This window comes from Endozoicomonas sp. 8E, assembly GCF_032883915.1.
GTDB lineage: Bacteria > Pseudomonadota > Gammaproteobacteria > Pseudomonadales > Endozoicomonadaceae > Endozoicomonas_A.
In genome coordinates this window covers 617,256-642,392 of sequence record NZ_CP120717.1, presented here as the reverse complement: position 1 = coordinate 642,392, position 25,137 = coordinate 617,256, and the positions used below count along the sequence as shown (strand labels likewise).

25 protein-coding genes and 1 pseudogene are annotated in these 25,137 nt (G+C 48.9%); 11 read left to right on the top strand and 15 right to left on the bottom strand.

Annotation, left to right across the window (positions count from 1 at the left end; translation table 11 throughout):
* Positions 1-32 precede the first annotated feature (32 nt).
* Positions 33-1,268: an RNA-binding domain-containing protein gene (locus P6910_RS02600; RefSeq protein WP_317144730.1), complete on the bottom strand. Its 1,236-nt coding sequence runs from the start codon at positions 1,266-1,268 to the stop codon at positions 33-35.
* 108 nt (positions 1,269-1,376) lie between these two features.
* Positions 1,377-2,780 (bottom strand): replicative DNA helicase, encoded by a 1,404-nt coding sequence (gene dnaB, locus P6910_RS02595; RefSeq protein WP_317144729.1) that lies wholly within the window; start codon positions 2,778-2,780, stop codon positions 1,377-1,379.
* Positions 2,781-2,975: 195 nt separating this feature from the next.
* On the opposite strand from dnaB, the gene tatA reads away from it, so the two are divergent.
* From tatA to P6910_RS02575, 4 genes and pseudogenes are all read left to right on the top strand, one after another.
* Positions 2,976-3,197: a twin-arginine translocase TatA/TatE family subunit gene (gene tatA / locus P6910_RS02590; protein WP_317144728.1), complete on the top strand. Its 222-nt coding sequence runs from the start codon at positions 2,976-2,978 to the stop codon at positions 3,195-3,197.
* 10 nt (positions 3,198-3,207) lie between these two features.
* Positions 3,208-3,501 (top strand): Sec-independent protein translocase protein TatB, encoded by a 294-nt coding sequence (gene tatB, locus P6910_RS02585; protein WP_317144727.1) that lies wholly within the window; start codon positions 3,208-3,210, stop codon positions 3,499-3,501.
* A gap of 34 nt (positions 3,502-3,535) precedes the next feature.
* Complete coding sequence (tatC, locus tag P6910_RS02580; RefSeq protein WP_317144726.1) at positions 3,536-4,282, top strand: twin-arginine translocase subunit TatC; 747 nt, start codon at positions 3,536-3,538, stop codon at positions 4,280-4,282.
* Positions 4,283-4,576: 294 nt separating this feature from the next.
* Positions 4,577-5,119: pseudogene (locus P6910_RS02575) on the top strand (ATP-binding protein).
* A 338-nt stretch (positions 5,120-5,457) separates the two neighbouring features.
* Here the strand turns inward: P6910_RS02575 and P6910_RS02570 are convergent.
* From P6910_RS02570 to rpsF, 5 genes are all read right to left on the bottom strand, one after another.
* Positions 5,458-7,506, bottom strand: a complete 2,049-nt coding sequence (locus P6910_RS02570; RefSeq protein ID WP_317144725.1) for a PhoX family phosphatase — start codon at positions 7,504-7,506, stop codon at positions 5,458-5,460.
* A gap of 227 nt (positions 7,507-7,733) precedes the next feature.
* A complete protein-coding gene (rplI, locus tag P6910_RS02565) occupies positions 7,734-8,180 on the bottom strand; it encodes a 50S ribosomal protein L9 (protein ID WP_317144724.1) in 447 nt (148 codons plus the stop codon).
* Positions 8,181-8,211: 31 nt separating this feature from the next.
* Entirely contained in the window at positions 8,212-9,084 is an 873-nt protein-coding gene (locus tag P6910_RS02560; protein WP_317144723.1) for a hypothetical protein, read from the bottom strand.
* Positions 9,085-9,120: 36 nt separating this feature from the next.
* Positions 9,121-9,345 (bottom strand): 30S ribosomal protein S18, encoded by a 225-nt coding sequence (rpsR, locus tag P6910_RS02555; RefSeq protein ID WP_034835335.1) that lies wholly within the window; start codon positions 9,343-9,345, stop codon positions 9,121-9,123.
* 95 nt (positions 9,346-9,440) lie between these two features.
* Positions 9,441-9,869 (bottom strand): 30S ribosomal protein S6, encoded by a 429-nt coding sequence (gene rpsF, locus P6910_RS02550; protein WP_317144722.1) that lies wholly within the window; start codon positions 9,867-9,869, stop codon positions 9,441-9,443.
* Between the two features lie 336 nt (positions 9,870-10,205).
* Between rpsF and P6910_RS02545 the strand changes: the two genes are divergently transcribed.
* Together P6910_RS02545 and P6910_RS02540 are read left to right on the top strand one after the other, a co-directional pair.
* On the top strand, positions 10,206-11,939 hold the full coding sequence (locus P6910_RS02545; RefSeq protein ID WP_317144721.1) for an autotransporter assembly complex family protein: 1,734 nt from the start codon (positions 10,206-10,208) through the stop codon (positions 11,937-11,939).
* A complete protein-coding gene (locus P6910_RS02540; RefSeq protein WP_317144720.1) occupies positions 11,936-15,226 on the top strand; it encodes a translocation/assembly module TamB domain-containing protein in 3,291 nt (1,096 codons plus the stop codon). Before P6910_RS02545 ends, P6910_RS02540 begins: the two co-directional genes overlap by 4 nt.
* Here P6910_RS02540 and P6910_RS02535 read toward each other — a convergent pair whose 3' ends face one another.
* From P6910_RS02535 to P6910_RS02520, 4 genes are all read right to left on the bottom strand, one after another.
* Positions 15,227-15,514: a HigA family addiction module antitoxin gene (locus P6910_RS02535; RefSeq protein ID WP_317144719.1), complete on the bottom strand. Its 288-nt coding sequence runs from the start codon at positions 15,512-15,514 to the stop codon at positions 15,227-15,229. It abuts the gene before it with no gap.
* A gap of 5 nt (positions 15,515-15,519) precedes the next feature.
* Positions 15,520-15,603, bottom strand: coding sequence for a type II toxin-antitoxin system RelE/ParE family toxin (locus tag P6910_RS02530; protein WP_317146502.1), 84 nt, complete (start codon positions 15,601-15,603; stop codon positions 15,520-15,522).
* 23 nt (positions 15,604-15,626) lie between these two features.
* Complete coding sequence (locus P6910_RS02525) at positions 15,627-15,788, bottom strand: type II toxin-antitoxin system RelE/ParE family toxin (protein ID WP_317144718.1); 162 nt, start codon at positions 15,786-15,788, stop codon at positions 15,627-15,629.
* Positions 15,789-15,926: 138 nt separating this feature from the next.
* Complete coding sequence (locus P6910_RS02520; protein WP_317144717.1) at positions 15,927-16,871, bottom strand: D-2-hydroxyacid dehydrogenase; 945 nt, start codon at positions 16,869-16,871, stop codon at positions 15,927-15,929.
* Positions 16,872-16,963: 92 nt separating this feature from the next.
* Here P6910_RS02520 and P6910_RS02515 point away from each other — a divergent pair, with 92 nt between their 5' ends.
* Positions 16,964-17,206 (top strand): DUF2789 family protein, encoded by a 243-nt coding sequence (locus tag P6910_RS02515; RefSeq protein WP_317144716.1) that lies wholly within the window; start codon positions 16,964-16,966, stop codon positions 17,204-17,206.
* A 170-nt stretch (positions 17,207-17,376) separates the two neighbouring features.
* Here the strand turns inward: P6910_RS02515 and rlmB are convergent, their stop codons facing one another.
* Positions 17,377-18,120 (bottom strand): 23S rRNA (guanosine(2251)-2'-O)-methyltransferase RlmB, encoded by a 744-nt coding sequence (gene rlmB, locus P6910_RS02510; RefSeq protein ID WP_317144715.1) that lies wholly within the window; start codon positions 18,118-18,120, stop codon positions 17,377-17,379.
* A 261-nt stretch (positions 18,121-18,381) separates the two neighbouring features.
* On the opposite strand from rlmB, the gene P6910_RS02505 reads away from it, so the two are divergent.
* Positions 18,382-18,753 carry a hypothetical protein gene (locus P6910_RS02505; RefSeq protein ID WP_317144714.1) on the top strand — a complete coding sequence of 124 codons (372 nt, stop codon included), beginning with the start codon at positions 18,382-18,384 and terminating at the stop codon, positions 18,751-18,753.
* A gap of 73 nt (positions 18,754-18,826) precedes the next feature.
* Here P6910_RS02505 and trhA read toward each other — a convergent pair whose 3' ends face one another.
* The gene (gene trhA / locus P6910_RS02500; RefSeq protein ID WP_317144713.1) at positions 18,827-19,465 is read right to left on the bottom strand and encodes a PAQR family membrane homeostasis protein TrhA; all 639 of its coding nucleotides are present in this window, start codon (positions 19,463-19,465) and stop codon (positions 18,827-18,829) included.
* Positions 19,466-19,582: 117 nt separating this feature from the next.
* Here trhA and P6910_RS02495 point away from each other — a divergent pair, with 117 nt between their 5' ends.
* Together P6910_RS02495 and P6910_RS26660 are read left to right on the top strand one after the other, a co-directional pair.
* The gene (locus P6910_RS02495; RefSeq protein WP_317144712.1) at positions 19,583-19,756 is read left to right on the top strand and encodes a hypothetical protein; all 174 of its coding nucleotides are present in this window, start codon (positions 19,583-19,585) and stop codon (positions 19,754-19,756) included.
* Positions 19,726-19,881 (top strand): addiction module antidote protein, encoded by a 156-nt coding sequence (locus P6910_RS26660; RefSeq protein ID WP_410493872.1) that lies wholly within the window; start codon positions 19,726-19,728, stop codon positions 19,879-19,881. Before P6910_RS02495 ends, P6910_RS26660 begins: the two co-directional genes overlap by 31 nt.
* A gap of 12 nt (positions 19,882-19,893) precedes the next feature.
* Here the strand turns inward: P6910_RS26660 and rnr are convergent, their stop codons facing one another.
* Positions 19,894-22,425 carry a ribonuclease R gene (gene rnr / locus P6910_RS02490; RefSeq protein ID WP_317144711.1) on the bottom strand — a complete coding sequence of 844 codons (2,532 nt, stop codon included), beginning with the start codon at positions 22,423-22,425 and terminating at the stop codon, positions 19,894-19,896.
* Positions 22,426-22,870: 445 nt separating this feature from the next.
* On the opposite strand from rnr, the gene P6910_RS02485 reads away from it, so the two are divergent.
* Positions 22,871-23,542: an OmpW/AlkL family protein gene (locus P6910_RS02485; protein WP_317144710.1), complete on the top strand. Its 672-nt coding sequence runs from the start codon at positions 22,871-22,873 to the stop codon at positions 23,540-23,542.
* 42 nt (positions 23,543-23,584) lie between these two features.
* Here the strand turns inward: P6910_RS02485 and P6910_RS02480 are convergent, their stop codons facing one another.
* Entirely contained in the window at positions 23,585-24,877 is a 1,293-nt protein-coding gene (locus tag P6910_RS02480) for an adenylosuccinate synthase (protein WP_317144709.1), read from the bottom strand.
* Positions 24,878-25,137 lie beyond the last annotated feature (260 nt).

Genomic DNA, 25,137 nt, shown 5'->3' with positions numbered 1-25,137 from the left:
TGGTCGCAGATTTTCCTTCCTCTTACTTTTTCCTACTTTTTCTTGTAGAAGGTTGTCTTAAGGTAGTCTTCCGTTAGTTCAAAGTGCGGCTCGTTCCCGTTATATTGTTTCAGGAGAGGTACGATTTTAGTTCGTACACCCATTCCTCTGGCATCGACATAGCCGTAATCCCTGAGAACCTCGACTACAGTAGGATTTCTCGGAGAGCGCTGACCCGCCAACATTTTTTCGATGGTCATAGAATTCTGTAAAGTGCCGGGGCTGATTAATTCCAGACGGTCATTATAGATACCTATTTCAATATCGACAGACCGGGTCCAGTCCCTGTGCGCAAGAGCGTTAATAACCAGTTCCCTTACGGCTGCTTTAGGGTAGTACCAGCGCCTTTCCCTGCGAAAGTGACTGTCTATTTCTCCAGACTCTTCGCTGATATAGGGTTCAATCAGATCAACGAGCCTCTCAATAAGCCCAAAGTGCATCTCTGACAAACGACGCTCACCCGCTTCATCTTCTTTCCAGAGCCCAACCAATGGAAAATCCAATATCTTGTCAATCTTCGATTGATAGGTTTTATCTTCTCCATCAAACGCAACTACCCTGATTCCGGACTGCCTCAAATAACGTCTGGGGGAAGTACCAAACAATACCATACCCGCAACAGTACAAACTGGAGAGCTGATACCCTCAGCCATAAACCCTAATCCAATTAACCGATTAACCCATGAAGACTTATTCTGGGGAATATCAGGGTCTGCGAGAACATTTTTCAGATAATCAGACAGTCGTTCATGATCCAGAGAGTTATAGCTGGAGCCTGCTACAGGCAAAGCTTCGGTATGTAGCATTCCGCCACTGGCAAACAATCTTGCCTGTTGCTCTCTTGTGGCTCTTCTGGATGTTGAACCAACCCGAATAAAGACATCTTCACGGCCTTTATGCCTTAACACATAGGGTTTTGATACCCCTTCCGTAAAGCTGACCACAGCAACACGGTTATCAGAATCAAGCTGAACTTCTTCGTAGTAAGGCAGTAACATGGGATGAACTTTATCTGCAATAGCGTTCATCACCCATTCTTCCAGTCTGTCTCGTGCTATACCGCTAATGGAGCCATCATCTTCCACACCCAGTAGCAGCATACCTCCTTTGAGATTAGTCATCGCTACTACTTCTTCAGCAAGCTGCTCAGGACGAATATCATCTCGCTTGAATTCAACGCCTGAGTTTTCGCCATTGGCAATAATTTCCAGTAGCTCTGATTTCAGCATATTCAATTAAATCCGTACTTTTTACGACGTTGATTAAAAGCAACCTTTCCTCCTTCGAGAATATCAGTCGCAAATTTCTGAACAGGTTTGAAACCTATAACTTCCTGCTTATTCATCATCAAAATTGACATAAGCATCGGGGGCAAGATTCTCAAACCGGGTGTACTGACCAATAAAGGCCAACCTTACTGAGCCGATAGGGCCGTTACGCTGCTTACCGATAATGATCTCACCAATACCCTTAAACTCGGTATCCGGGTTATAGACCTCGTCACGGTAGATAAACATAATGACGTCGGCATCCTGCTCAATCGCTCCGGATTCACGGAGGTCGGAGTTGACCGGACGCTTGTTGGGGCGTTGCTCCAGAGACCGGTTAAGCTGAGACAGCGCAATCACCGGTACGTTGAACTCCTTGGCGATGGCTTTCAGGGATCGGGAAATTTCCGAAATTTCGTTGGTACGACCTTCGCTGAAACCGGGAATCTGCATCAGCTGCAGATAGTCGATCATAATCATGGCCATGTCACCATGTTCACGCACCACACGACGGATTCGGGAACGCATTTCTGAAGGGCTGATGCCTGCGGTGTCATCAATAAACAGCTTTTTGTCCTTGATTTTCTCCACCGCTGACACCAGCTTCGGCCAGTCGTCTTCTTCCAGCTTACCGGAACGCACTTTGCCCTGATTGATCCGGCCCAGAGAGGACAACATACGCATCATCAGCTGCTCAGAGGGCATTTCGAGACTGAAGACCATGACCACTTTTTCGGTATTTAGCAGGGCGTTTTCGACCAGGTTCATCGCGAACGTCGTTTTTCCCATCGACGGCCTGGCCGCAACAATAATCATATCCGAGGGCTGCATACCTGACGTCATATTGTCCAGATCACTAAAGCCTGTGGTGATACCGGTAATGGCATCGCCAGCGTTAAAAAGCTCATCAATTTTCTGAACCGTGTTATCCAGGATTTCCCGAACACCTACCGGACCACCGGTTTTGGGGCGCTCCTCAGCGATGTTGAAAACCAGCCGTTCAGCTTCATCCAATACTGTCTGGCTGTCCCGACCTTCCGGATTGTAGGCGCTTTCAGCCATCTTCTGACTGGCATTGATCACCTTTCTGAAAACGGAACGCTCCTGAATGATTCCGGCGTAAGCCTCAATATTGGCAATACCGGCAACATTGGCCACCAGCTCGGTGATGTACACCATACCACCGGCCTGTTCCAGTTCGTCCTGGTTCTCCAGGGTGGCGGCCAGTGTCAGGGGGTCAAAGGGAAGCGTCTCATTCGCCGATTTAGCCATCGACGAGAAAATAATTTTGTGACGGGGGTGATAAAAGTCGTCAGCCGTGATCTTGTCAGCCACTTTATCCCAGGCTTCATTATCCAGCAGCAGTCCACCGAGCACAGACTGCTCCGCCTCAATGGAATGAGGGGGGGTCTTCAGGCTTACGGTTGCTTCATCAATGGGCAGTTCGCTTTCTTGGGGCAGTGCTTCCAGCATGATTCATGAATACCAAAATCGGAGCTTACAGAATACAGCAACTTGATGAGTGACTAAACTGCTGGCGCATATGATTTGATTGAGGATGAATTCCAAGTGTCCGGATTATGCTCTACAGCTGGAGGCTTGTCATAATTTCTCCATAATGAAACGCTATAGTGACCACTTTCAAAGAATCATAAAGGAAAAATCACTATGGGCCTTGGCGGTATCAGTATCTGGCAACTGTTAATCGTACTTTTGATCCTTGTCATGCTGTTTGGCACCAAACGACTTAAGGGTCTTGGCAGTGACCTGGGTGGAGCGATCAAAGGCTTCAAGAAGAGCATCAGCGATGACTCAGCTTCAGCAGAAAACCCTGCGACCAATAGCCAGGACACCGAAAAGAGCAGAGAACTGAGTCATAACAAAGCCTGAGGACGTCAGCGTGTTTGATATTGGCTTTGCTGAACTGCTGGTTATCTCAGTGCTCGCCCTGGTGATTCTGGGGCCCGAGCGCTTGCCTCACGCCATAAAAACCACTCTGCAATGGATCAATTACCTGCGTAGCAGCGCCAGCAATATAAAAGAAACGGTCAATAAAGAGCTAAAGGTCAATGAGATCAAACAGGATCTGCAGTTGGAAGAGCTGAATAAAGAGGTCCGATCTCTGAAGCAGGAAGCAACCTTAGCCTCTGGAAATCCCTCCAAACCATCCGATTCCAAAATAAAGGCGGCCTGAGCGCTGCCTTTGTTTGATGCCTGCCGAGACATTTATGAAGACTGAAACTCCAACGATTCAATCAGAACAACCCCTGATTCAGCATCTGCTCGAGTTACGTGCACGGGTGCTGAAAAGTATGGTGATTACCCTGCTGTTCTTTGTCGGACTGTTTTACTTCTCCAACGATATTTACGAGCTGGTTTCCGAGCCTCTGCGCCTGCTAATGCCCGAAGGCACCAGCATGATAGCCACCGATGTAGCCTCTCCTTTCTTTGCCCCGTTTAAACTCAGCCTCGTGCTCTCCCTGTTTTTAGCTATTCCCTTCATTCTCCATCAGGTCTGGGGATTTATCGCTCCTGGCCTGTACAAGAATGAAAAACATCTGGCCATTCCATTGCTTATAACCAGCGTCATACTCTTTTATGCCGGTGTCGCTTTTGCCTATTTTGTGGTGTTCCCACTGATCTTTGGTTTCTTTACCACGACCGGGCCTGAAACGGTCACCATGATGACCGACATCAGCAGCTACCTGAACTTTATTCTTAAACTGTTTTTTGCCTTCGGGCTGGCCTTCGAAATTCCTGTCGCAACCCTGTTACTGATCTGGTCTGGCATTAGCACTATTGAATCCCTTTCTAAAAAGCGTCCCTATATCGTAGTGGGTTGTTTTGTAATCGGTATGCTTCTGACACCACCCGACGTTATCTCCCAGAGCCTGCTGGCTGGACCTATGTGGCTGTTGTTTGAACTTGGACTGCTGTTTGCCCGGATGACGCCTTTTATGAAAAAGTCTTCTTGAGAATGAACGAACCCCGCCAAGGTTCCTATTCACCGGGAAATCCCGGCAAGATTTAAAGCGAGTAGCAGGCCATTTTTGGCCTGCAAAAAACCATATACTTAAGCAATCAAAAGAACAATCTAACTATTTGTTTTTATTAGATAAAAAAACAAGCAAAGAAAGAAAACCGGCATTTAGCCGGAAACTAAATAGGCAATTAGACGCTAGAGTAATAGACAATTAGCCGAAACTTGAAGCACCTTCTGATGCCATACTTCCCACGCTATTTACAACCCAAAATAGAAGAGGAGTAGCATTGCCACTGACCTGAAAATACGACGCGAGACCACCGATAAATACATCAGTATTCTGGAGCACCTGTTTCTCTTCTACCGTTTGCCAGCATGGCATAATAATGCGGCCAAACGCTTGGTAAAAGCACCTAAAATTCATATCGCAGACAGTGGGTTGGCAAGCATGCTGAATCGACTGAAAGCTGAAGAGTGGCAGGACTATTCGACCCCCTTCGGTCCCATTCTGTAGAGTTTTGTAATACAGCAGATAAGAGCTCTGACCGAATGGCTGGATGACCCTGTCCACCTCAGTTATTACCGGGATAAAGATCAGGTGGAGGTGGATCTGGTCATCGAACACAATCGTGATATCTACGGTATAGAAATTAAAAAAGCTATCAGTATTCAGGAAAAAGACGGAGAAGGCTTAAGGCGACTTGCTGGCCAGGCCGACAAACACTTTAAAGGTGGCGTATTGATTTATTGTGGTAACAATGCACTGCCACTCAAAACAAAAAACTGCATGGCAGTGCCACTGGATTGGCTCTGGCGCAATGATATATAAGTACTCAACCATACGAAATCATATTTTCTGACTTATTGTTCAGGCACTCGCGGCAACTGCTCCTGCGTTGCTCTAGCTCCTGCATCCATGCAGTCGTGCTGCGTTGCAACTCTGGTCACATAGCTTGCTATGTTCCCGTCGTTGCGCCTTGCAGAGCACCTGCCCAATAAGCCGGAAATATTCGATTCCGTATGGCCGAGTACTTAAGTACCTGATCAGCTGGTTTTGTTTCGCCACCAGCCAATGGAAAACGACATAGCAAAAAGTTTTTCACAACAAAAAAGCCGATGAGCATTCCACTCACCGGCTTTGTTATATTGGCAGTCAGGTGACGGCTATTAAACCCCCACTTCACCACCACCGTCTTTCATAACAACTACCGTGGCAGAACGCGCCCTGTTAGCACCGCTTTCATCCGTTGCGTCAATCGCCCCAGTGGCAGGCCAGTTCGATGGATGCTGCATATTCAGGAAGAAGCTCTGATGATCCGGTGTAAATGCCAGACCAGTCACCTCACAACCATTTGGCCCCACAAAGAAACGCTTCAGTTGATCCTGGTTGTCGGCGTTAACTGCCAGCATATCCTCTGTATTGTTCAGCTCAGATGGAATAATAGCCAGCATCTGGTCATTCGTGTTCTCATTCGCACCACCGTCTGTTTGAATCCACAACAAACCACGATCATCAAATGCCAGACCATCCGGGCTGCCAAATTCATTGGCTTCATTCAGACCGGACAGGTTCACCAGGGTGCTTTCAGATGCAAAAGAACCGAACAGGAAGAACTCCCAGGTAAACTGGCTTGGGTCAGCCCCTTCATTCCAGCGAATAATATGGCCATACTCATTCCCTTCACGAGGGTTGGCGACGTTGGTGTCGGTATCAGAATCGCCGTCCTGATTATCACGATCAGTGTTGTTTGTCAGCGTTACATAAACAGAGCCGGTTTTCGGATCTACCGCAGTCCATTCAGGTCGGTCCATGGGGGTGGCACCTACCAAATCAGCTGCACCCGGCGTGTTCAGGATAATTTCAGCCTGAGTTGTGAATCCTGAGACATCACCCAATCTTCCACCGTCTTTGGTGGTTGCATCAGGAGTCAGGGGCAACCATACACCCTGGCCTTCTTCATCAAAGCGAGCGGCGTACAAAGTACCTTCATCCATGTACCTGGCACCGGTGGCGAGACGATCTTCAGAGTCAGCATCTGCCGGGTTCCAGAGTTCTTTGGAAACAAACTTGTAGATATACTCAAACCGGCTGTCATGGCCAGAATAGAAAACAACGGGCTGACCTTCTTCCAGTTTGCCAAATGAGCAGTCTTCGTGACGGAAGCGACCCAGAGCCGTCCGTTTGATCGCTTTAGCCTGAGGATTATAGGGGTCGATTTCTACAATGTATCCGTGGCCATTGGCTTCATTACGGAAATCCTCAGTCTCATCTCCGGAGCCCGGAGTTACATCAAAACGGGCAAACTCGCCGGTTTCGTTTTCTGAAGCAGATGGAACAGTATCCCAATCATAACGGGTCCCCCTGTCACTGATACCCAGACGTATTTGTTCTTCAGTCCAGTTAGACGGGTCATCGGTACGGGTAAAATAGCCAGGCCAGTTTTCTTCACAGGTCAGATAAGTCCCCCAGGGAGTGTGACCATTACCACAGTTATTGTTGGTGCCCCGGGCAAGGGCTTTATTCCCTTTTTCGTCCGTGTATTTGGTAATCAGCAGATCACTGTCTGCCACGGGCCCGGTCAGATCCATTTCAGAGCCTGCGGTGTAGCGCTTGTTGTAGTTGCTGTTTTTAACCACATCCCAAACGCCATCAGTCAGTTTGATGTGAACCACTGAAACACCATGAGCGTTAATTTCTTTACGAACTTCCTCAGCAGGGCGTTCACCATTATTGTCAGTTGCGCCATTCGGATGCAGTCGCGTCTGATCAATAAACTCATGATTTATACACAGCAGACCTTCAGTACTGCTGCCTTCAAGGGGAAAGAAATGCATACCATCATGCATCATGCCGGTAGCATTCGCCTGATCAGTGGAACTGTTTGTACCATCATCTTTCCAGTCTGCCGCCAGATCATTCAGTGGTGTTCCCCATGGCGCCAGAACCTGAGCGGAGTAACCAGCAGGTACAGACACAGCATCGGTCTTGGAGCCGGTAATAGAGTCAAAGCCGAGAGAGAGCTCTGATGAAAAAACGTCGTCAGAGTCATCATCGTTACAGCCAGTTAAACCAAAGCTGGCCAGTGCAGTAAATGCTGCCAGCGCGCCCCCACGTTTCAGAACACCGCGACGGGATAGTTCTTTTTCCAGCACTGCCGAAATCGGCTTGTTATCACTGGAGTTATACACCGTCGGATCAAAAGTATATTTGCTCATGTAATATCTACTCGTTCAAGCCAGCTTTATTTGTTGTGAATATCCTTTAAAGCAGGCTCATTAAACGACACAAGAATTACAGCAAAATGTATTTAAGATGACAGATTTAAAACAATCTTTTGACTGATATGACGGCCAATGAAGAGGTGAGACAGAAGGCACATAAAAAAATACCCGTGGACCGAAATCCACGGGTATTTTTATATCAAGCGTAGCTAAAACCGAACTTATTCAGCTTCAACGAATACCTTGATAGTCGCTGCAACGTCAGTGTGCAGCTGGATAGCGATGTCGTACTCGCCAGTAGCGCGAATGGGACCTTCGCCCATGCGAATTTCGCTCTTGGCTACTTCAACGCCAGCGCCAGTGATGGCTTCAGCCAGATCACGTGAGCCGATAGAACCGAACAGCTTTCCTTCGTCGCCCGCTTTGGCGGTCAGGGTCAGTTCGATTTCAGCCATTTCAGCTGCACGCTTCTGGGCAGCAGCCAGTTTTTCGTTAGCAGCCTTTTCCAGCTCGGCACGACGAGCTTCAAAAGCTTCAACATTTTCCTTAGTAGCAGGCACAGCCTTGCTGAAAGGAATCAGAAAGTTACGACCGTAACCGGCTTTAACAGTTACCTTGTCGCCCAGGTTGCCAAGGTTGGCAACTCTCTCAAGCAGGATAACGTCCATCGCTAGCCTCTTACCTTATACCTAGTGCCTGTCAGCCCTGAATCTGTTTATTCACGCGATTGCGAAAATCAAACAGACTGTCAAGACAAGCAGTCAAAACAATAACCGGGTATGCCAGTTGCGTAAGGGTGATTAACAGCATATATAGGCCAATCAACCAGAAGCTGCCCCGTTGACGCAGTTTTACCAGCCCGTGGACCAGCGCCATTCCTGCAATAAACAATGGCAACGATGCGATGGGTACCAGGGCCGTCATCATAGGTGACAGTGCCGACCCCATCAAAGTGATGGTCAGAAGACTTACCCCGACAGCTGCGGGCAAACGCACCTTGCGGAATTCTTCACCGAATCCTCCGGGGTTGTAGAGATCGGCCTGCCAGGAGCGCGCCAGTATCAAAGCCAGGATACAAAACAGTATGTGCACCCAGGCCAGGGCACCCGCTACGCCGTACTCCAGGACCTGTCTCAGATGTTCACCCGGTTGCAGAGCCTCCAGACTGCCACTGCCCTGGAGACTCTTTTTCAGAAACTCCATCACAGTGCCAGCCATGACACTGATCATCTGCGGTGATATCTGGTACATGGCAAAAGCCACGAGGCCTCCCAGCGGCACAACAGCCAACAGAGTTTTCGGCCATGAGACAGTCTGGCGCAGGACACAAGCCAGCAACGCTGTCGTTGCCAACCCGATCAATACGCTGTACTGACCAAAGGCGGCCCAGGCTATTCCGGGTAACAGAGCCCACATCAGGACTTTCAGTCCGTGGTCAATGCCGCGACGCAGTATCACCAGGGATACAATGGCCGCACTCAACCAGAAAAGCATGGGAATACAGGCAAATATGACCGCCAGAAACAACGAATGTTTCGGGCTTTTCATTGCCAGCTCCGCCAGTTTACGCATCAAGCAATACCTTCAGTTCCAGAGTTTGCCGACTGATCAGTGACGATCAGTGTATGGCAGCAGTGCGATGTAGCGCGCACGCTTGATAGCTGTCGCCAGCTGACGCTGATAACGGGCTTTGGTGCCGGTGATACGGCTTGGTACGATCTTGCCAGTTTCAGAAACATAAGCCTTCAGGGTGTTCAGATCTTTGTAATCGATCTCTTTCACGCCTTCAGCGGTGAAACGGCAGAACTTTCTGCGGCGGAAAAAACGTGCCATTGCAACGTCTCCTTGAATTCAACAAATGGTGATGTTCTTAATTCTGCTTGCCCTGAGCTGAGACAGTCTTGAGCTAAAGCAGTATCAAGGACGACTTACTCGGCAGCTTCTTCAGCAGCTTCCGGAGCTTCAGCAGCCTCAGCAGCTTCTTCACGACGCTCTTCACGACGCTCTTCACGACGATCGTCACGGCGTTCACGCTTCTCTTCAGCCTGCATCATGATGGATGGCTCGGAAACGGCCTCATCACGACGGATCACCATGTTACGGATAACTGCGTCGTTATAACGGAAGTTATCTGTCAGTTCGTCCAGGATCTCATTGCTGCACTCGATGTTCATCAGAACGTAGTGAGCCTTGTGGATCTTGTTGATTGGGTAAGCCAGCTGACGACGACCCCAATCTTCAAGACGGTGTACCTGACCACCGTTTTCGCTGATAGCGCGTGTGTAACGCTCTATCATGCCTGGTACTTGCTCGCTCTGGTCAGGATGTACCAGAAAAACAATCTCGTAATGACGCATTATTTGCTCCTTACGGGTTAAACAGCCTCCCACACTTTGAGTGAAACACAGGTTCCATTCACAGAGCAGTAAGGCAAGGAGATGGATCGAAGATGACAGTCACCCGAAAGATGCCTGCACACCACGCCCAGCTTACAAAGAGCGGAGGATTTTAGAGAAGTGTGACCATGGTTGCAAGAATTATAAACCGATGGCAGCCGACGTTAAAACGCAGGAGAATCCAGGAATCTACTGCCTGATGCTGCTTTTTATTGAGATAGATCGACAGACCTTCTAGGATATCGTTCAGCCCCACCACTTTCTCTCAACAACTTTACTCTCAACAAATGGTCGCCAGTGGGTAAACTGAATAAATTTCTATCGATTATCGCACTTTTGCTTTCAGCCCTTCCTTCTGTCTGCCAGGCACGATCCCATCTGACCTATGAGGTTAAGGGTCTGGAAGACGGGCTGAAGCGGAATGCCGAACGCTTCCTGCAAACTTTACCTGCTATTGAGCCCGGGGAGTTGCCTGACTATCAAAGCAGTATTCTTGAGGCAGTTCAGAAATCTCTGCAAGCACTGGGCTATTTCAACCCAACCATTTCCATGAAGATGGGTGGCAAGGACACTGACCAGCTCAACATTCATGTTGATCCGGGACAACCCGTAATTATCCGCACCTTCAAAATAGAGCTGAAAGGAGAGGCCCGAAAAAACCGGTCGTTCAAGAGGATCGTCAAACGCTCCCCCCTCAAAAAAGGCGCTGTCTTCAATAGCGGAGAATACGAAGAACTTAAAACGGAGCTTAACACCCAGGCCCAGTCTCTTGGTTTTTTTGACGCTCAGATGCAAACCCACAGGGTCAAAGTTTATCCGCAAGAGAATGCGGCGGATGTCGAACTGGTTTTCGACTCTGGCAGACGTTACCGGTTCGGGGACATTGTTTATGGTGAAATCCCTGAAAACACCCGGGTCCTGATCGAGAAAATGTTGACCTTTAAGCCCGGCTCAAACTATCAATCCGTGCGGCTGGGCGACTTGAACAAAGAGCTGGCCTCAACAGGCTATTTCCAGCAAATCGATATCCTACCCATGCGGGATAAAACCGTAGACTACCATGTCCCTGTTTATATCGGTGTCAGCCCCAAGAGGTATCATGAGATTGAAACCGGTGTCGGTTATTCTACCGATGAAGGCCCCAGGCTTTCTTTGACCTGGGATATCCCCATGATCAATGACAAAGGGCACAGCCTGACCAATGAGGCTCTGCTCTCAGCCCCCAGAGCCGAACTGACTTCCAGCTATAAAATCCCCTACGGTAACCCATTAACTGAATTCTATGACCTTCAATTGGGTTACCAATACAAGCAGCAGGAAGACACCACCAGTAACCTTGGATCGACTTCCATCCATAAATGGAAAAAAAACCCACAAGGCTGGGACCGTGACCTGTTTTTAAGAATTCAGTACGAAAGCTACAAACAGGGCCTTCAGAGTGGCGAAAGCTTTCTGGTCATCCCCGGTATCTCCATGACCCGACGCCACGCCAGAGGCGGGAAGCTCGACCCCCGGAGCGGCTACCTGATCATGTCCACGGCAGAATTTTCGGATAAGCTCTTTGCCTCTGATCAGAACTTTGTGAAGCTATGGGGACGTACCAAAGGTTTAGCAACACTGGCAGAAAAACACCGTTTCATTGGCAGAATTGAACAAGGAGCCATCTGGATAAACGACGTCAGCAAAATACCCCCTTCCATTCGTTTCTTCACTGGAGGTGACCAGACAGTAAGAGGCTACGACTATGAAAGTATTGCCCCGAAAGACGACAACGATAAATTGACGGGTGCAAAATATATGACAGCGCTCAGTGTGGAATACAATTACCAGTTTCTGGAACACTGGCGAGCCGCTGTTTTTGTTGACTATGGGACTGCCACCAATGACTACAGGGACGACTGGAAAACCGGGGCCGGCTTCGGCATCCGCTGGATAACCCCATTGGGTGCGCTGAGATTAGATCTGGCCTTCGCTGTCAGTGAACCTGGCAGCCCCTATAAACTGCACTTTTCTATGGGGCCAGAAATATGAAGACGGCTCTGGGTATCTTAACCTCTCTTGTCACTCTCCTTTGCCTGATGTTGTTTTTGCTGCTGACTCATACCGGCAACCTCTGGCTGTGGAACCTGGCTCGCTCACAATTGCCTGAACTTCAGGGTGAACTGATTAAGGGATCAATTTCCAACGGCCTTGTCTTTCAGAATCCAGGCTGGGTGGATCAGGATATGGCGTTCACAGCTAACCAACTCTCTTTGCAGTGGCAACCACAAATGCTGCTCGAAGGAAGATTGGTCATTGATGAACTGGGGCTGAAAAATCTTTTCATTAAACTACCAGCGCCTTATAAAGAACAAGCACCTGTCAGCGACAGGCTGATATTGCCAGAGATAGAGCTACCTCTGCCCATAACTCTCAAAAAGCTGACTCTGGATAAAGGCACTTATGAACAGGGTGAGATTAAGGAAGAAGTCAGTAATATACTTTTGTCGTCTGATGCCCGGCAATCGCAAATCAATATCCAAGAGTTCAAGGTTGAACATACTTTGGGCAAAGCCAGCCTGCACGGAAAAATAACACTGAGTGGGGATTATCCACTGTCAGCAGCTGTTGATATTCAACCAGCCTCCCTCGATAAAAAGCTTCAACCAGAAAACCTGAAGGCCAGCCTTCAAGGTTCTCTGGCCGACTATCAACTGGATGCCAGCGCCACGGCCAAATCTAATGTCCTGGCCACTTCCGGGACTCAAAAAGAAATCCGGGTAAAGGTCTTACTCCAGGCAAGGGGAGACCTTGAGCATATTGCGATTCATCGTCTCAATCTCTCAACCCCTGAAGGTGATGCAGATCTTTCAGGTCGGCTCAGCTGGACAAAAGGCATTGCCTGGAATGGGAAGGTGAAACTCAACAGGCTCAACACAGCCAACCTTTTACCTGAGTTTCCGGGAAGGCTCGACGGTGTATTGGCAAGCCGTTTTAATCTGGACGGTAAAACCTGGCATCTGGTGATTTCTGAAATGAATATCACTGGAAAACTCAGGGACAGGCCAGTCTCTCTTTCCGGCACAATGGACATCAATCATCTCTATAACTGGAAGTTAGACCACCTCAATGCCAAAGTCGGCGAAAACCAGTTAAGCGCCCATGGTCTTATTGATAAACAATGGGACATAGAAGCGGAACTCAGTGCTTCAAAACTGGCAGAACTTTACCCCGGCCTTAAGGGTGAGGTGAAAGGTTCAATCCATGTATCCGGGAGCAAAAAGCACCCCAGATTGAACTTTCAACTGGACAGCTCCTCTGTTCGTTATCTGGACACAGCCATCAAAGGCCTCTCGGCAAAAGGTCAAATTGAAAAAAAAGAACAGATTCTGGGGCAGGCTCGCATCAGCGTAGAGGCACTGAACCAGGGCACACACACGCTCAACCAGATCTTGCTTGAAGCCAGAGGCAATGAAAAACAACATCAGGTTCGGCTCTCAACCCAGGGTAAAGAGCTCAAGAGCGTCATCACACTGGCTGGCAGCTACCTCAACAAGGAATGGCAGGGACAGCTCACCCGCAGTGACTTGAACACAGAATTCGGAGACTGGTCACTGAAAAAACCTGTTGATATCACAGCTTCGCCAGCCAGTGCTTCATTCTCTGAATTCTGTCTGGAATCATCCCCTTCCAGTATCTGTGCTCAATCCAGCCACTTGGGCAAAGATTCAGGACATCTCTCCTTTCACATTGAGCAACTGGCACCTGAAAGATTCAAAGCCTTTTTCCCCAACAAATTTGACTGGCAGGCAATGCTTAACTCAGAGGGAGAAGTAAGCTGGCAGGATAACCAGCCGGAACTGTCGTTAAAGCTTTCTTCCAGCCCTGGAAAACTTCAGGCTTATGATCTTTCCGGCGATTACAGTCAGCTCAACATGGAGGCCAGAATCGCCAAAAATCAGTTGCAAAGCTCTCTAAACTTCCTCTCGGACAAACTGGGACGCAGTCACCTGACCATAGTCGTCAATGACCTGAAAAACCGGAAAGCCCTCAGTGGCCAGCTGAATATTGAGCAGTTATTGCTGGAAATATTTGCGCCTTTCTTGCCTGAAGTCAGCGATTTGAAAGGTACTTTTTCTGCCCGGGGCCGATTGGAAGGCTCTCTTGCCAAACCTCTTTTTTATGGCCGACTGGCCATTGAAAATGGTTATGCCAATACCACACGCGACATTGTCAGCATTTCTGAACTTAATACTTATCTGAATGTGAACGGTGACTCAGGCACAGTAGAAGGCAAAATGCAGGTAGGTAAGGGCTCACTGGATCTGGGAGGTCAGCTGAACTGGAAAGATTTTCGGCAGCCTGCCGGTGTCATCACCCTGAAAGGGCAAGGCCTGGATGTTAAATACCCCGGCATGGGGGAGATCAGAATTTCTCCCAATCTTAAGCTGATACTGTCTGAAAAGATAACACTGACGGGTATTATCCGAATTCCCTGGAGTCGCATTACCATCAACAGTCTTCCGGAGAGTGCTGTTTCAGTCTCAGATGATGTAGTAATAGTCCAGGAAGGACAAACTTCTGAGCTACACGAACAGGCCTTACAGCTGTTTTCGATGAAGGTACGAGTCATACTGGGAGACGATATCCGGCTGAATGCTTTCGGTCTCAAAGCCAGGCTGGCAGGGCATCTGGATCTTCTTCAGCTTCCTGACAAACCCCTCGAAGGAAGTGGCACCATTAATTTAATTGGAGGTCGTTACCACCAGCTGGGCCAGGATTTACTAATCAAGGAAGGAAAAATCATTTTCCAGGGGCCTATCGATTCCCCCTATCTATTGGTCAATGCCATTCGAAATCCGGAAACCATCGAAGATAATGTTGAGGTCGGCATTAAAGTCAGTGGCTCTGTAAAAAAACCAGAGTGGACCGTTTATTCCAGCCCGGAAATGCCGCAACAGGAGCAACTCTCCTACCTGTTGCGAGGCAGGGGTCTGGAAGGAGATGACAGTTCCAGTGCCCAGGCAATGCTGGTAGGGCTTGGTGTTTCCCAATTTGGTGGTATCGCCACATCGCTTGGTGAAACCTTTGGTTTCAGCGATGTCTCTCTGGATACTGAAGGCAGCGGCGATGATACCCGGATCACCATCGGTGGCTACATAGCCCCCGGTCTCCGCCTGCAGTACGGCGCAGGGGTTTTTGACTCAGTCAGCGAAGTGAAAGTTCGCTATGAACTCATGCCCAGACTCTACCTTCAGGTCGTCAGTGGTCTGGCTCAGGCTGTGGATATTTTCTATCGCTTTACCTATACCCCTGATTCCAAAAAAGAGCCTGAGTAATCACGCAAAAGAAAATTTGAAAGGCTTCAGAGTATTGAGCTTTACTGACTGCTCTGATTGCCAGATGTCGTAGTTGTTCTGCATAACCAGCCAGCTTTCCGTAGTTCTGCCAATAACCATGGAAAGTCTTCTGGCCATCTCAGTGGATATAGCGCTTTTTCCCTGCAAAATCCTGTTCAAAGTTGAGGGTGAGACCTCCAGAGCCTCAGACAGTTGCCTGCAGCTAACTTTGGCTGGTTCCATGTAGGTTTGCTTTATAAACTCTCCCGGGTGGAGTGGATCGTGCATTCTCATCAGTGATAATCCTCGTAGTTCAATATGTATGCATTGCCATCAGTAAATTCGAATGTGATGCGCCAGTTTTTTTTAACTGTTATTGACCATACTCCTTTCCTGTCTCCTACCAGTGGATGAAGGCCGTGTCAATATCATCAATTACGTTTGCAGTGTCGATGGCTTGTAGCTGAGCCTTGACTCTTCTCGCGTGCATGGTCTGGATACCCGATGGCTTTCCAGTTTCGTAGAAGCGTTTGAGACCTTTGTGCTTAAATGACTTAATCATGCATAAATGTAGTTCGTAGCGCAACACGATTCAAATGATAGCAAAAGTTCAGAGATCAAGACACACAAAGACGGAACCACTAACCAATAATGATCATTCTAATTCAGAGGCTTGCAGTGCAATTAAGGAAACTGACTCCTACTCCTGAAGAAAACGTTTATAGTGCTCTGCCGCGAGATTGACCAGACGTTGTCTCGACTCGAGACTTCCCCAGGCGCAATGGGGAGTGACCATCAAATTTGGCAGAGACGTGCTGAGCAGGATATTTCCGTGCCTGGGGGGCTCTTCTGTCAACACATCAAACCCGGCGCCACCCAGTCGCCCTGCTTCCAGTGCCGAAACCAGAGCACTCTCGTCTACCAGCCCGCCTCTGGCGGTGTTGATCAGAATAGCCCCGGATTTCATCAGTGACAGCCTTCTCTGATCCATCAGGTTGGCAGTGCTTTCACTCAAAGGACAATGCAGACTGACGACATCTGACTGTTTCAACCCTTCGTCCAACTCCAACCTGTCTTCAGAGGTTGTCGGCGAACCTGGCACTTTAGCCTTCAACACATTCATACCGAAAGCTTCTGCCAGTCTGGCAGTGGCCTTACCCAAGTCACCATAACCGACAATGAGTAGTGTTTTACCCTCCAGTTCGATGATCGGATGATTCAGTAGACAGAATCTGTCGCTTTTTTCCCAGTTGCCGTTGATAGCATCTTGAGTGTAAGCAGGAACAGAGCCCGCCAGAGACAGAATCAAAGCCATGGTATGTTGGGCAACAGATGCGGTGCTGTAACTTTCTACGTTCTGGACTTTAATTCCTCGCAAATCACAGGCAGCAAGATCGATATTATTTGTTCCTGTTGCCAGTACTCCGATATATCGAAGGTCGGGGAGTGAAGAGAGTATCGATTCATCAATCACCACTTTATTGGTGAAAATCGCTACCGCATCACGACAACGTTCAACTATATCTTCTGGTTGACTCTGATCGTATATTTCCAGCGGTAATGAAAGTTGATGAAACGCTTCCAGTGATACGCCGTCACCCAGAGTAGCCCGATCCAATAAAACGACATTCTTTTTTGTACTCACATTTTTCACCTTTGGAATCCGGTTTTATCTTTTCAAAAGACAGTGGCCTGCTATCCTGACGTTACGAAAACAGATTCCATCAGGAGGTCTCAATGGAACCTGCTCATCACACCATGAACGATCTGTTTGATCAGCTTGGATTGCCCAGCAGCGATCAAGAAATCAATGCCTTCATCGAAGAGCATAAACAAATGCCCCGCCGGGTAAAAATTGAGCAAGCCGACTTCTTTTCAGACAGCCAGCAGGCTTTTATTCAACAGGCATACAATGAAGACGCTGACTGGGTTGTGGTCATTGAACATCTGGACGCTCTCTTGAGAGAAAAACCATCCTGAGAATTTCGGATTTCTATAAGTACCTGGCCAGTTGGTTTCGCATATTCTGGCGAGTGGATTTTTTCATCCTTCAAGGCGCAACGACGGGCGCGTAGCCATAGCTACGCAACCAGAGTTGGAACGCAGAAGGGTGGAAAAAGCCGCCGTCCAGAATATGCGAAACCAACTGGTTAGGTACTTAGCTGTCTTTGGCGAACCGCCTCAAACAAGCAGACACCTGTCGCCACAGAAACATTCAAACTGCTGACTGACCCTGCCATGGGGATAAAGATTAAAGAATCACACTTGTCACGGGTCAGTCTTCTCATACCCTTACCCTCAGCACCCATCACCAGAGCCAGAGGCCCCTTAAGGTCTGTCTTGTAAATATCAGAAGCGCTTTCACCAGCGGTGCCAATCATCCAGATGCCGCGATCTTTCAGCCACTCCATGGTTCTGGAAAGATTGGTCACCTGTACCAGCGGGACATTCTCTGCAGCGCCACAGGCCACTTTTCGAGCCGTCGCATTCAGGCTGGCAGATTTGTCTTTGGGCGTAATCAGGGCGTGAACACCTGCGGCATCAGCGGTTCTTAGACAGGCACCCAGGTTATGAGGATCGGTCACACCATCCAGTATCAAGAGAAAAGGCGGCTCATCCAGCGTGTTCAGAAGGTCTTCCAGATCGCCCTCCCGGTAAACTTTCGCCTGCGCAACACGGGCCACTATGCCCTGGTGCACCCCTTCAACTTTCGAGTCCAGTCGGCCGCGCTCGACAAAACGCACCGTCACGCTCTGGTTGCGGGCTTCCTCCACCAGCGCATTAATGCGCTTATCAGTGCGACCTTTCTGGATCAAAAGTTCCAAAACTTTTTCAGGAGAATGCTCAAACAGGCTCTGCACAGCGTGCAGGCCAAAAACAACATCATTACTCATTACGGGAATTCGTATGCAGGGTTGGAATCAGGATTGGAATGCATATTAGCAGAGCCCAAGGCTTCAGTGGAATGTTGATCTGGTGATCAAATGCGGAACAACCTGTGTCCATAAACCGATTAACCTCCTCCTAAAAGAACTTACTCAAGGAAATGCCCATGGCATCCCTATACTGGAAATGAGGCTCTGTGGTCTATTCCTGCCGGGTGGTCATAATGTCGCCCCTGATCTATGCTGTGATTCTTTGTTGTTGGAGTTGTTGTGGAAAAGTCGTTGTTCTCGGAGTTAAAGCGTATTGGCATTGATGAAGAGCTGGCCAGCAAAGTCAGTGCTTCCCTTGATCCTGATTACAATGCCAGTAAAAAAGATGTCCTGGTACTGCAAGAGGCTATTATGCAGGTACAATTGCAAAATGAACGCAGTTATCAGGCACTCAGTTCAGAGATAAGCAGCCTGCGCTCTGAACTGCGTAAAGAGATAGCCGGTGTCCGTGCTGAGATCACCGATGTGCGCTCCGAAATCACCGATGTCCGTTTCGAGATGGGTTCCATCAACCGACAATACATCATTACCTTCTTCGGTTTGATCACCACCATTGTCAGTGTCTTGGCCATCAACTGGTACTTCCATTAACGCGAAGGCTGGATGACCGCTATATCTATGAACGAGCAGAGACAACTGTGCTTCCTTGTAGCCTGATAGGGAGCTAACTGGCAGGCAGTACGTGAAAAAAAACAGCAAAGAAATGACAGACACTTCCGCCCAGGACAAACACATGCCAAATAGCATGGTTAAAAGGCAGCCTTTTCCACAGGTAAAAAACCGCCCCAAGGGTATAAGAGAGGCCACCCGCTAACAGCCAGTAGATGCCCTCCAGCGATATCTTGCTGGCCAACTCTTTTGACGCAAAAAGTACCAGCCAGCCCATCAGAATGTATGTGGTTACCGACAGCTTCTTAAAGCGTGGACCAAACCAGACTTTAAAAACAATGCCCGCAATAGCCAGCAGCCAGATAACGGCAAACATTATCCAGCCCAGTGTTCCCCTCATGCTGACCAGTAAGAACGGGGTATAGGTACCGGCGATCAGAAGATAGATGGAACAATGATCCAGCAGCTTGAAGACCTTCTTGGTCTTTTCGTGCTGGATACTGTGATAGAGCGTGGAAGAGAGAAAGAGCAGTATCAGCGTTGCCCCATAGATACTGAAGCTGACAATGCGCCAGACATCATCCTGCTCGGCAGCGTACGCCACCAGAAGGGTCAAACCGGCAACACTGAGCAAGGCTCCCAGACCGTGGGTGATACTGTTTGCAATCTCTTCAGCCAGGCTATATCTGGCCATGAGGTTGTTTCCTGTGTCGGTGTTGACTGACATCTTAACACTCGGAATAGGCTATTGAGCCCGGATAATACTCAAGATTCTGGTTAATGTCAGAGCAGATTACAAAGAAAGATCAACTTGCTGATCAAAAAATCTGGAAGCGCGGGATTTGGCGGCTACGATATGGTTGGGAATGCTCTAACCGATGAAGACATTCCCTGGCTCCTGACTGAGGCCTCTCTCGATAATGATCCGGCTGTTTTTATTACAGCTCTGGGCATGTGGTCAGACATGAGGGCATTGCTCAGTTAGCAGAGCAAACCGGCCTGAATCGTGAGAGCCTCTATAAAACATTTAATGGCAAAGTCCAGCCTCGATGGGACACTGTCCACCGATTGCTGAAAGCATTAGGCGTCAAATTGGAAATTGCCGCCTGACCGCTTTACAAATCACTTAGCCTTTCTCTTTCTCGGCTGTCTGCCAGCCGGTTTTGCAGACGACTTTTTATTCGTTTCTGTTTTCTTAACGGCTGAGGGTTTCCCGGATTTCTTGCCGGTACTTTTAGTCTTGGCTTTTTGCTTGCGAGTGGGTTTTTTCTTTTTACCTGTGGTCTTCTTGCCCGATTCTTCAGACTTTGCTGCATCCAGCAAAGCTCTTTTTGCGGCCCGACTCTTGGCCACACTGGCTAATGGCTTGCCACCTTTTGAGGGGCTTTTTCGAGATTTACGGGAACGTGAGGGTCTAAGCGCAGTCCCTGAGGATAATTCGAAATCAATTTTCTGGTCATCCAGATTGACGCTGGCGACCATGACTTCGATATCATCACCTAATCGATAACTTCTGCCGGTTCTTTCACCCACCATACGATGATGAACAGCGTCATAATGATAATAATCATCCGGAAGGCTAGTGACGTGTACCAGACCTTCTACATAAATATCATTCAGGGCGACAAAGAGGCCAAAGCCCGTGACGGATGAAATGACACCGGAATACGTCTGTCCGATATGCTGCTGCATATACTCGCACTTCAGCCAATCCATAGCATCCCGTGTAGCTTCGTCTGCCCGGCGTTCTGTCGCGGAACAGTGCTCTCCCATGGCCAGCACTTCATTGCCATCGTAGGGATAAATGGTCTTTTTATTCATCTCTCTGGCACCCACACGAACGACATGCCGGGTTTCAACAGAAGAACGAATAATATGACGGATAGCCCTGTGCACCAGCAGATCAGGATAACGACGAATCGGCGAAGTGAAGTGCGCATACTCGTCAAAAGCCAGTCCGAAGTGCCCCTGATTATCCGAGGTGTACACGGCCTGGCTCATAGAACGCAGAACCACTGTCTGGATCACATTGTAATCGGGGCGATCTTTGACCGATGCCAACAAAGCCTGAAAGTGAGCAGGCTTCAGCTTGCCAGCAGGCAGCGATAATCCAAGACTGGCAACAAAGCTGTTCAGATTGAGCCGCTTCTCCATAGTAGGCCCTTCATGCACGCGATAGAGCCCGGGAACTTTGTGTTTCTGAAGGAATTTGGCCGCACAGACATTGGCGCAAAGCATACATTCTTCAATCAGTTTGTGCGCGTCATTGCGGACTGCGGGGACAATCTTTTCGATTTTTCGGTTACGACCGAAAACGATCTGTGTTTCTACCGTTTCAAAATCAATGGTGCCACGATCAGAACGAATACTTTTCAGAACCTTGAACAGGTTATAGAGCTCTTCTACATGGGGAAGAACCGCTTTTCGTTCGCGACGTAAAGCCTTGCCCTCATCACTGAGCGGCTTTGACAGCATTTCCCAAACCTGGGTATAGGTCAGACGGGCATGGGAGCGGATCAGGCCCTCGTAGAACTTGTAACCGGAAATTTTACCGTTGCTACTGATGGTCATTTCACACAGCATGGCCAGGCGATCCACTTCAGGATTCAGAGAGCAGAGCCCGTTAGACAACACTTCCGGCAACATGGGAATAACATGTCCCGGGAAGTAAACAGAAGTGCCCCTGTTATAGGCTTCTTTGTCCAGCGCTGTTCCGGGTTTCACGTAATGGGAAACATCGGCAATGGCTACAAATAAACGCCAGCCGCCGCTTTTTTTGGTTTCACAGTAGACTGCATCATCAAAGTCACGGGCATCTTCACCATCAATGGTAACGAAAGGCGTCGCTCTCAGATCAACGCGGTGCTTTTTGTCCCGCTCAGCCACTTCCGGCTTGAACCGGGCCACCTGCTCCTCAACTTCAGAAGGCCACTCATGAGGAATGTCGTGGGTGCGTAATGCAACGTCCACTTCCATTCCGGCATCTTGTCGTTCACCCAATACTTCTTTGATCAGGCCCACCGGCTGAACACGTCGGCCAGGCTGCTCAAGGATTTCAATCAGAACATATTGTCCATGGCTGGGCATCAAAGGGCCCGGCTTGATAAGAATTTCGCGATCAATTCTTGAGTTTTCCGGCACGACAAAAACATTGTCGTTTTCCATGTAAAAGCGACCCACCAACTGGGTGGTATTACGCTCTATGACTTCAACAATCTGACCTTCACGTCGTCCTCTGCGGTCCACGCCGGTTTCACGAATGACTGCACGATCACCGTCAAAAGCCTTGCGCATTTCACGCCATGAGAGGTAATAGTCTTCGCCGCCCTCATCAGGAATCAGGAAACCATAGCCGTCCTTATTACCCTGAATACGCCCTTTGATCAGATCCATTTTACTCAACAGGCCATAGGTTCCCTTCCGGGTTTCCAACAGCTGACCGTCACGAATCATAGCTTTCAGGCGGAATAACAGAGCTTCCTGCTGCTCAGGCACAGTTACACCCAGCTCACGGCAGAGTAACTTATGGCTTGCCGGAGCTCCTCTCTTTTCCAGAGTCTCCATAATAAAAAGACGACTGGGAATCGGGTTGTCGTAGCGGGCTGCTTCATCGGCAGCCTGGGAGTCCAGTTCTTTCCACCCTTTTTTGGGCATAGGGTTTATCAACCTCTCTGTGATCAAATAATGTCTGTATGCAGTGTAACCCTACTCCGGGTAACTAGCAGCCTGTCGGACTTAAGACTGTCCTACACGGCAACTGCTCCTGCGTTGCTCTAGCTCCTGCATCCATGCAGTCGTGCGGTTGCAATAAATTGGTCTAAAAATCCCTGTTTCTTCGTCAAATAGCTCGCTATTCTCCTCAGAAACAGAAATTTTTATCCTCAATTTCTTGCAATCCTCGCTACGGACGCTTAAGTCCGACAGGCTGCTAGCGCGCATCTTTGCTTAGTATGCCCACACTTTCAACTTAATTCCTACCGCATATGCGTTGGCAGACACGACGATGCATTGATTCAGATCAATATTGCACCACGAACAATTAATTAAAATGTTAATAGTTAACAATGAAACTTTCTACACCCACCTACAAGGGACCACCATGAACAGAAACGTTCTCTCACTCACTATTGCTGCAGCAATTGCTGTTTCTGCTACCTCTGCTCAGGCTTATGAGGCCGGAGATTTTATTTTCCGGGGCGGAGTAGCCAGCGTTCAGACCAATGTTGACAGTGGGGGATTAAAAACCAACGGGGTTGAGGAAAAAAACAAAACAGTTGACGTCAATAATGACACTCAGCTGGGACTCTCCTTTACCTACATGCTGTCGGATAAGTTTGGTGTTGAGCTGCTGGCGGCGACACCATTCAAACACACTCTGAAAGGAAAAGGTGATCTGGCAGGATTGGGGGATTTTGCCGAAGTTAAACACCTGCCACCGACTGTGAGCCTGCAATACTACCCAATGGACAAAAACTCCAGGTTCCAGCCTTACCTGGGACTTGGTTTGAACTACACCGTCTTCTTCAGTGAAGATTTCAAAGGCTCCGCCAGTGATACCTTCAGCGATCTGGAAATGGACAGTTCAATGGGTCTGAGTGGGCAACTGGGCTTTGATTATCAACTGAACGAGCACTGGGCCGTCAATGCTGCTGTATGGTATATGGATATCAATACCACAGCGAAGTTCAAGGACAATGATGGAAACCGCTATAAGCTGGACGCAGAACTGGACCCACTGGTTTACATGGCCGGTGTTTCTTACAGGTTCTGATGGAGAAGACCCCCCCGCCAGTGAACCTGCCGGGGGACTGGATCAGCCGAAAGGCTGTTCCAGAATAATGGTTTCTACACGATCCGGGCCGGTAGAAACGATGTGGATAGGAGTTCCCACCACTTCTTCCAGACGACGGATGTAGGCGCGGGCATTTTCCGGCAGATCATTCAGGCTTCTGGCACCGAATGTAGACTCACTCCAGCCGGGCACTTCTTCATAAACCGGTTGAATTGCTTCGTACTCTTCTGCATCTACAGGGGTTGTAATGGACTCACCCCGGGCATTCTTGTAGCCGGTGCAGATCTTGATAGTTTCCAGACCATCCAGAACGTCCAGCTTGGTCAGACAGAGACCGGATACGGAGTTGATCTGGACAGACTGACGCAGTGCCACAGCGTCAAACCAGCCACAACGACGGGGACGGCCAGTGGTCGCACCAAACTCATTGCCTTTCTTGGCCAGGTGCATACCGATATCGTCAAACAGCTCAGTCGGGAAAGGACCAGAACCGACACGGGTCGTGTAAGCCTTGGTAATACCCAGAACGTAGTCCAGGTAGAGAGGGCCAAAACCGCTGCCGGTAGAAACACCACCGGCTGTGGTGTTGGACGAAGTGACGAATGGGTAGGTACCGTGATCGATATCCAGCAGAGAGCCCTGAGCACCTTCAAAAAGAATGTTGTCACCCTTGCCATGGTGCTCATGAACCTTGTCGGTCACACGCTCAATCATAGGTTTGATCTGTTCACCCATGGCCAGTGCTTCATCCAGAGTCTTCTGGAAATCTACCGTATCAACTTTGTAGTAGTGCTCCAGAGCAAAGTTATGGTACTCCATGACTTCTTTCAGTTTCTGGGCAAAACGCTCAGGGTGCAGAAGGTCGGCAACACGCAGTCCACGGCGAGCTACTTTGTCTTCGTAGGCAGGGCCAATACCACGACCGGTGGTACCAATTTTGTCCTTGCCACGCGCAACTTCACGAGCCTGGTCCAGGGCAATGTGATAAGGAAGAATCAGCGGGCAGGATGGACTGATTCGCAGACGTTCACGGACAGGAACGCCACCGTCCTCCAGCTTGTGAATCTCTTTCAGCAGAGCTTCAGGAGACAGAACTACGCCATTACCGATGTAGCATACGACGCCTTCGCGCAGAATACCGGAAGGAATCAGGTGCAGAACGGTTTTTTCACCGTCGATCACCAATGTATGGCCGGCGTTATGGCCGCCCTGGAAGCGCACAACCGCTTCTGCCTGCTCAGTCAGCAGGTCAACGATTTTGCCCTTACCTTCGTCACCCCATTGAGTGCCGAGTACGACAACAGTCTTACCCATGGTAAACGGTCTCTTACTTTCTAAAATAAACAGACATGACTAGCAGCCTGTCGGACTTAAGACTGTCCTACACGGCAACTGCTCCTGCGTTGCTCTAGCTCCTGCATCCATGCAGTCGTGCGGTTGCAATAAATTGGTCTAAAAATCCCTGTTTCTTCGTCAAATAGCTCGCTATTCTCCTCAGAAACAGAGATTTTTATCCTCAATTTCTTGCAACCCTCGCTACGGACGCTTAAGTCCGACAGGCTGCTAACTTCAGT

Coding starts and splice junctions, on each gene's coding strand:
- P6910_RS02535 (WP_317144719.1), bottom strand. CDS start 15,514: ATGCACGATCCACTCCACCCGGGAGAGTTTATAAAGCAAACCTACATG.
- tatA (WP_317144728.1), top strand. CDS start 2,976: ATGGGCCTTGGCGGTATCAGTATCTGGCAACTGTTAATCGTACTTTTG.
- P6910_RS02485 (WP_317144710.1), top strand. CDS start 22,871: ATGAACAGAAACGTTCTCTCACTCACTATTGCTGCAGCAATTGCTGTT.
- rplI (WP_317144724.1), bottom strand. CDS start 8,180: ATGGACGTTATCCTGCTTGAGAGAGTTGCCAACCTTGGCAACCTGGGC.
- P6910_RS02480 (WP_317144709.1), bottom strand. CDS start 24,877: ATGGGTAAGACTGTTGTCGTACTCGGCACTCAATGGGGTGACGAAGGT.
- P6910_RS02570 (WP_317144725.1), bottom strand. CDS start 7,506: ATGAGCAAATATACTTTTGATCCGACGGTGTATAACTCCAGTGATAAC.
- P6910_RS02560 (WP_317144723.1), bottom strand. CDS start 9,084: ATGCGTAAACTGGCGGAGCTGGCAATGAAAAGCCCGAAACATTCGTTG.
- rnr (WP_317144711.1), bottom strand. CDS start 22,425: ATGCCCAAAAAAGGGTGGAAAGAACTGGACTCCCAGGCTGCCGATGAA.
- rpsF (WP_317144722.1), bottom strand. CDS start 9,869: ATGCGTCATTACGAGATTGTTTTTCTGGTACATCCTGACCAGAGCGAG.
- trhA (WP_317144713.1), bottom strand. CDS start 19,465: ATGGCCAGATATAGCCTGGCTGAAGAGATTGCAAACAGTATCACCCAC.
- P6910_RS02600 (WP_317144730.1), bottom strand. CDS start 1,268: ATGCTGAAATCAGAGCTACTGGAAATTATTGCCAATGGCGAAAACTCA.
- P6910_RS02515 (WP_317144716.1), top strand. CDS start 16,964: ATGGAACCTGCTCATCACACCATGAACGATCTGTTTGATCAGCTTGGA.
- rlmB (WP_317144715.1), bottom strand. CDS start 18,120: ATGAGTAATGATGTTGTTTTTGGCCTGCACGCTGTGCAGAGCCTGTTT.
- tatC (WP_317144726.1), top strand. CDS start 3,536: ATGAAGACTGAAACTCCAACGATTCAATCAGAACAACCCCTGATTCAG.
- P6910_RS02540 (WP_317144720.1), top strand. CDS start 11,936: ATGAAGACGGCTCTGGGTATCTTAACCTCTCTTGTCACTCTCCTTTGC.
- P6910_RS02525 (WP_317144718.1), bottom strand. CDS start 15,788: ATGATTAAGTCATTTAAGCACAAAGGTCTCAAACGCTTCTACGAAACT.
- dnaB (WP_317144729.1), bottom strand. CDS start 2,780: ATGCTGGAAGCACTGCCCCAAGAAAGCGAACTGCCCATTGATGAAGCA.
- rpsR (WP_034835335.1), bottom strand. CDS start 9,345: ATGGCACGTTTTTTCCGCCGCAGAAAGTTCTGCCGTTTCACCGCTGAA.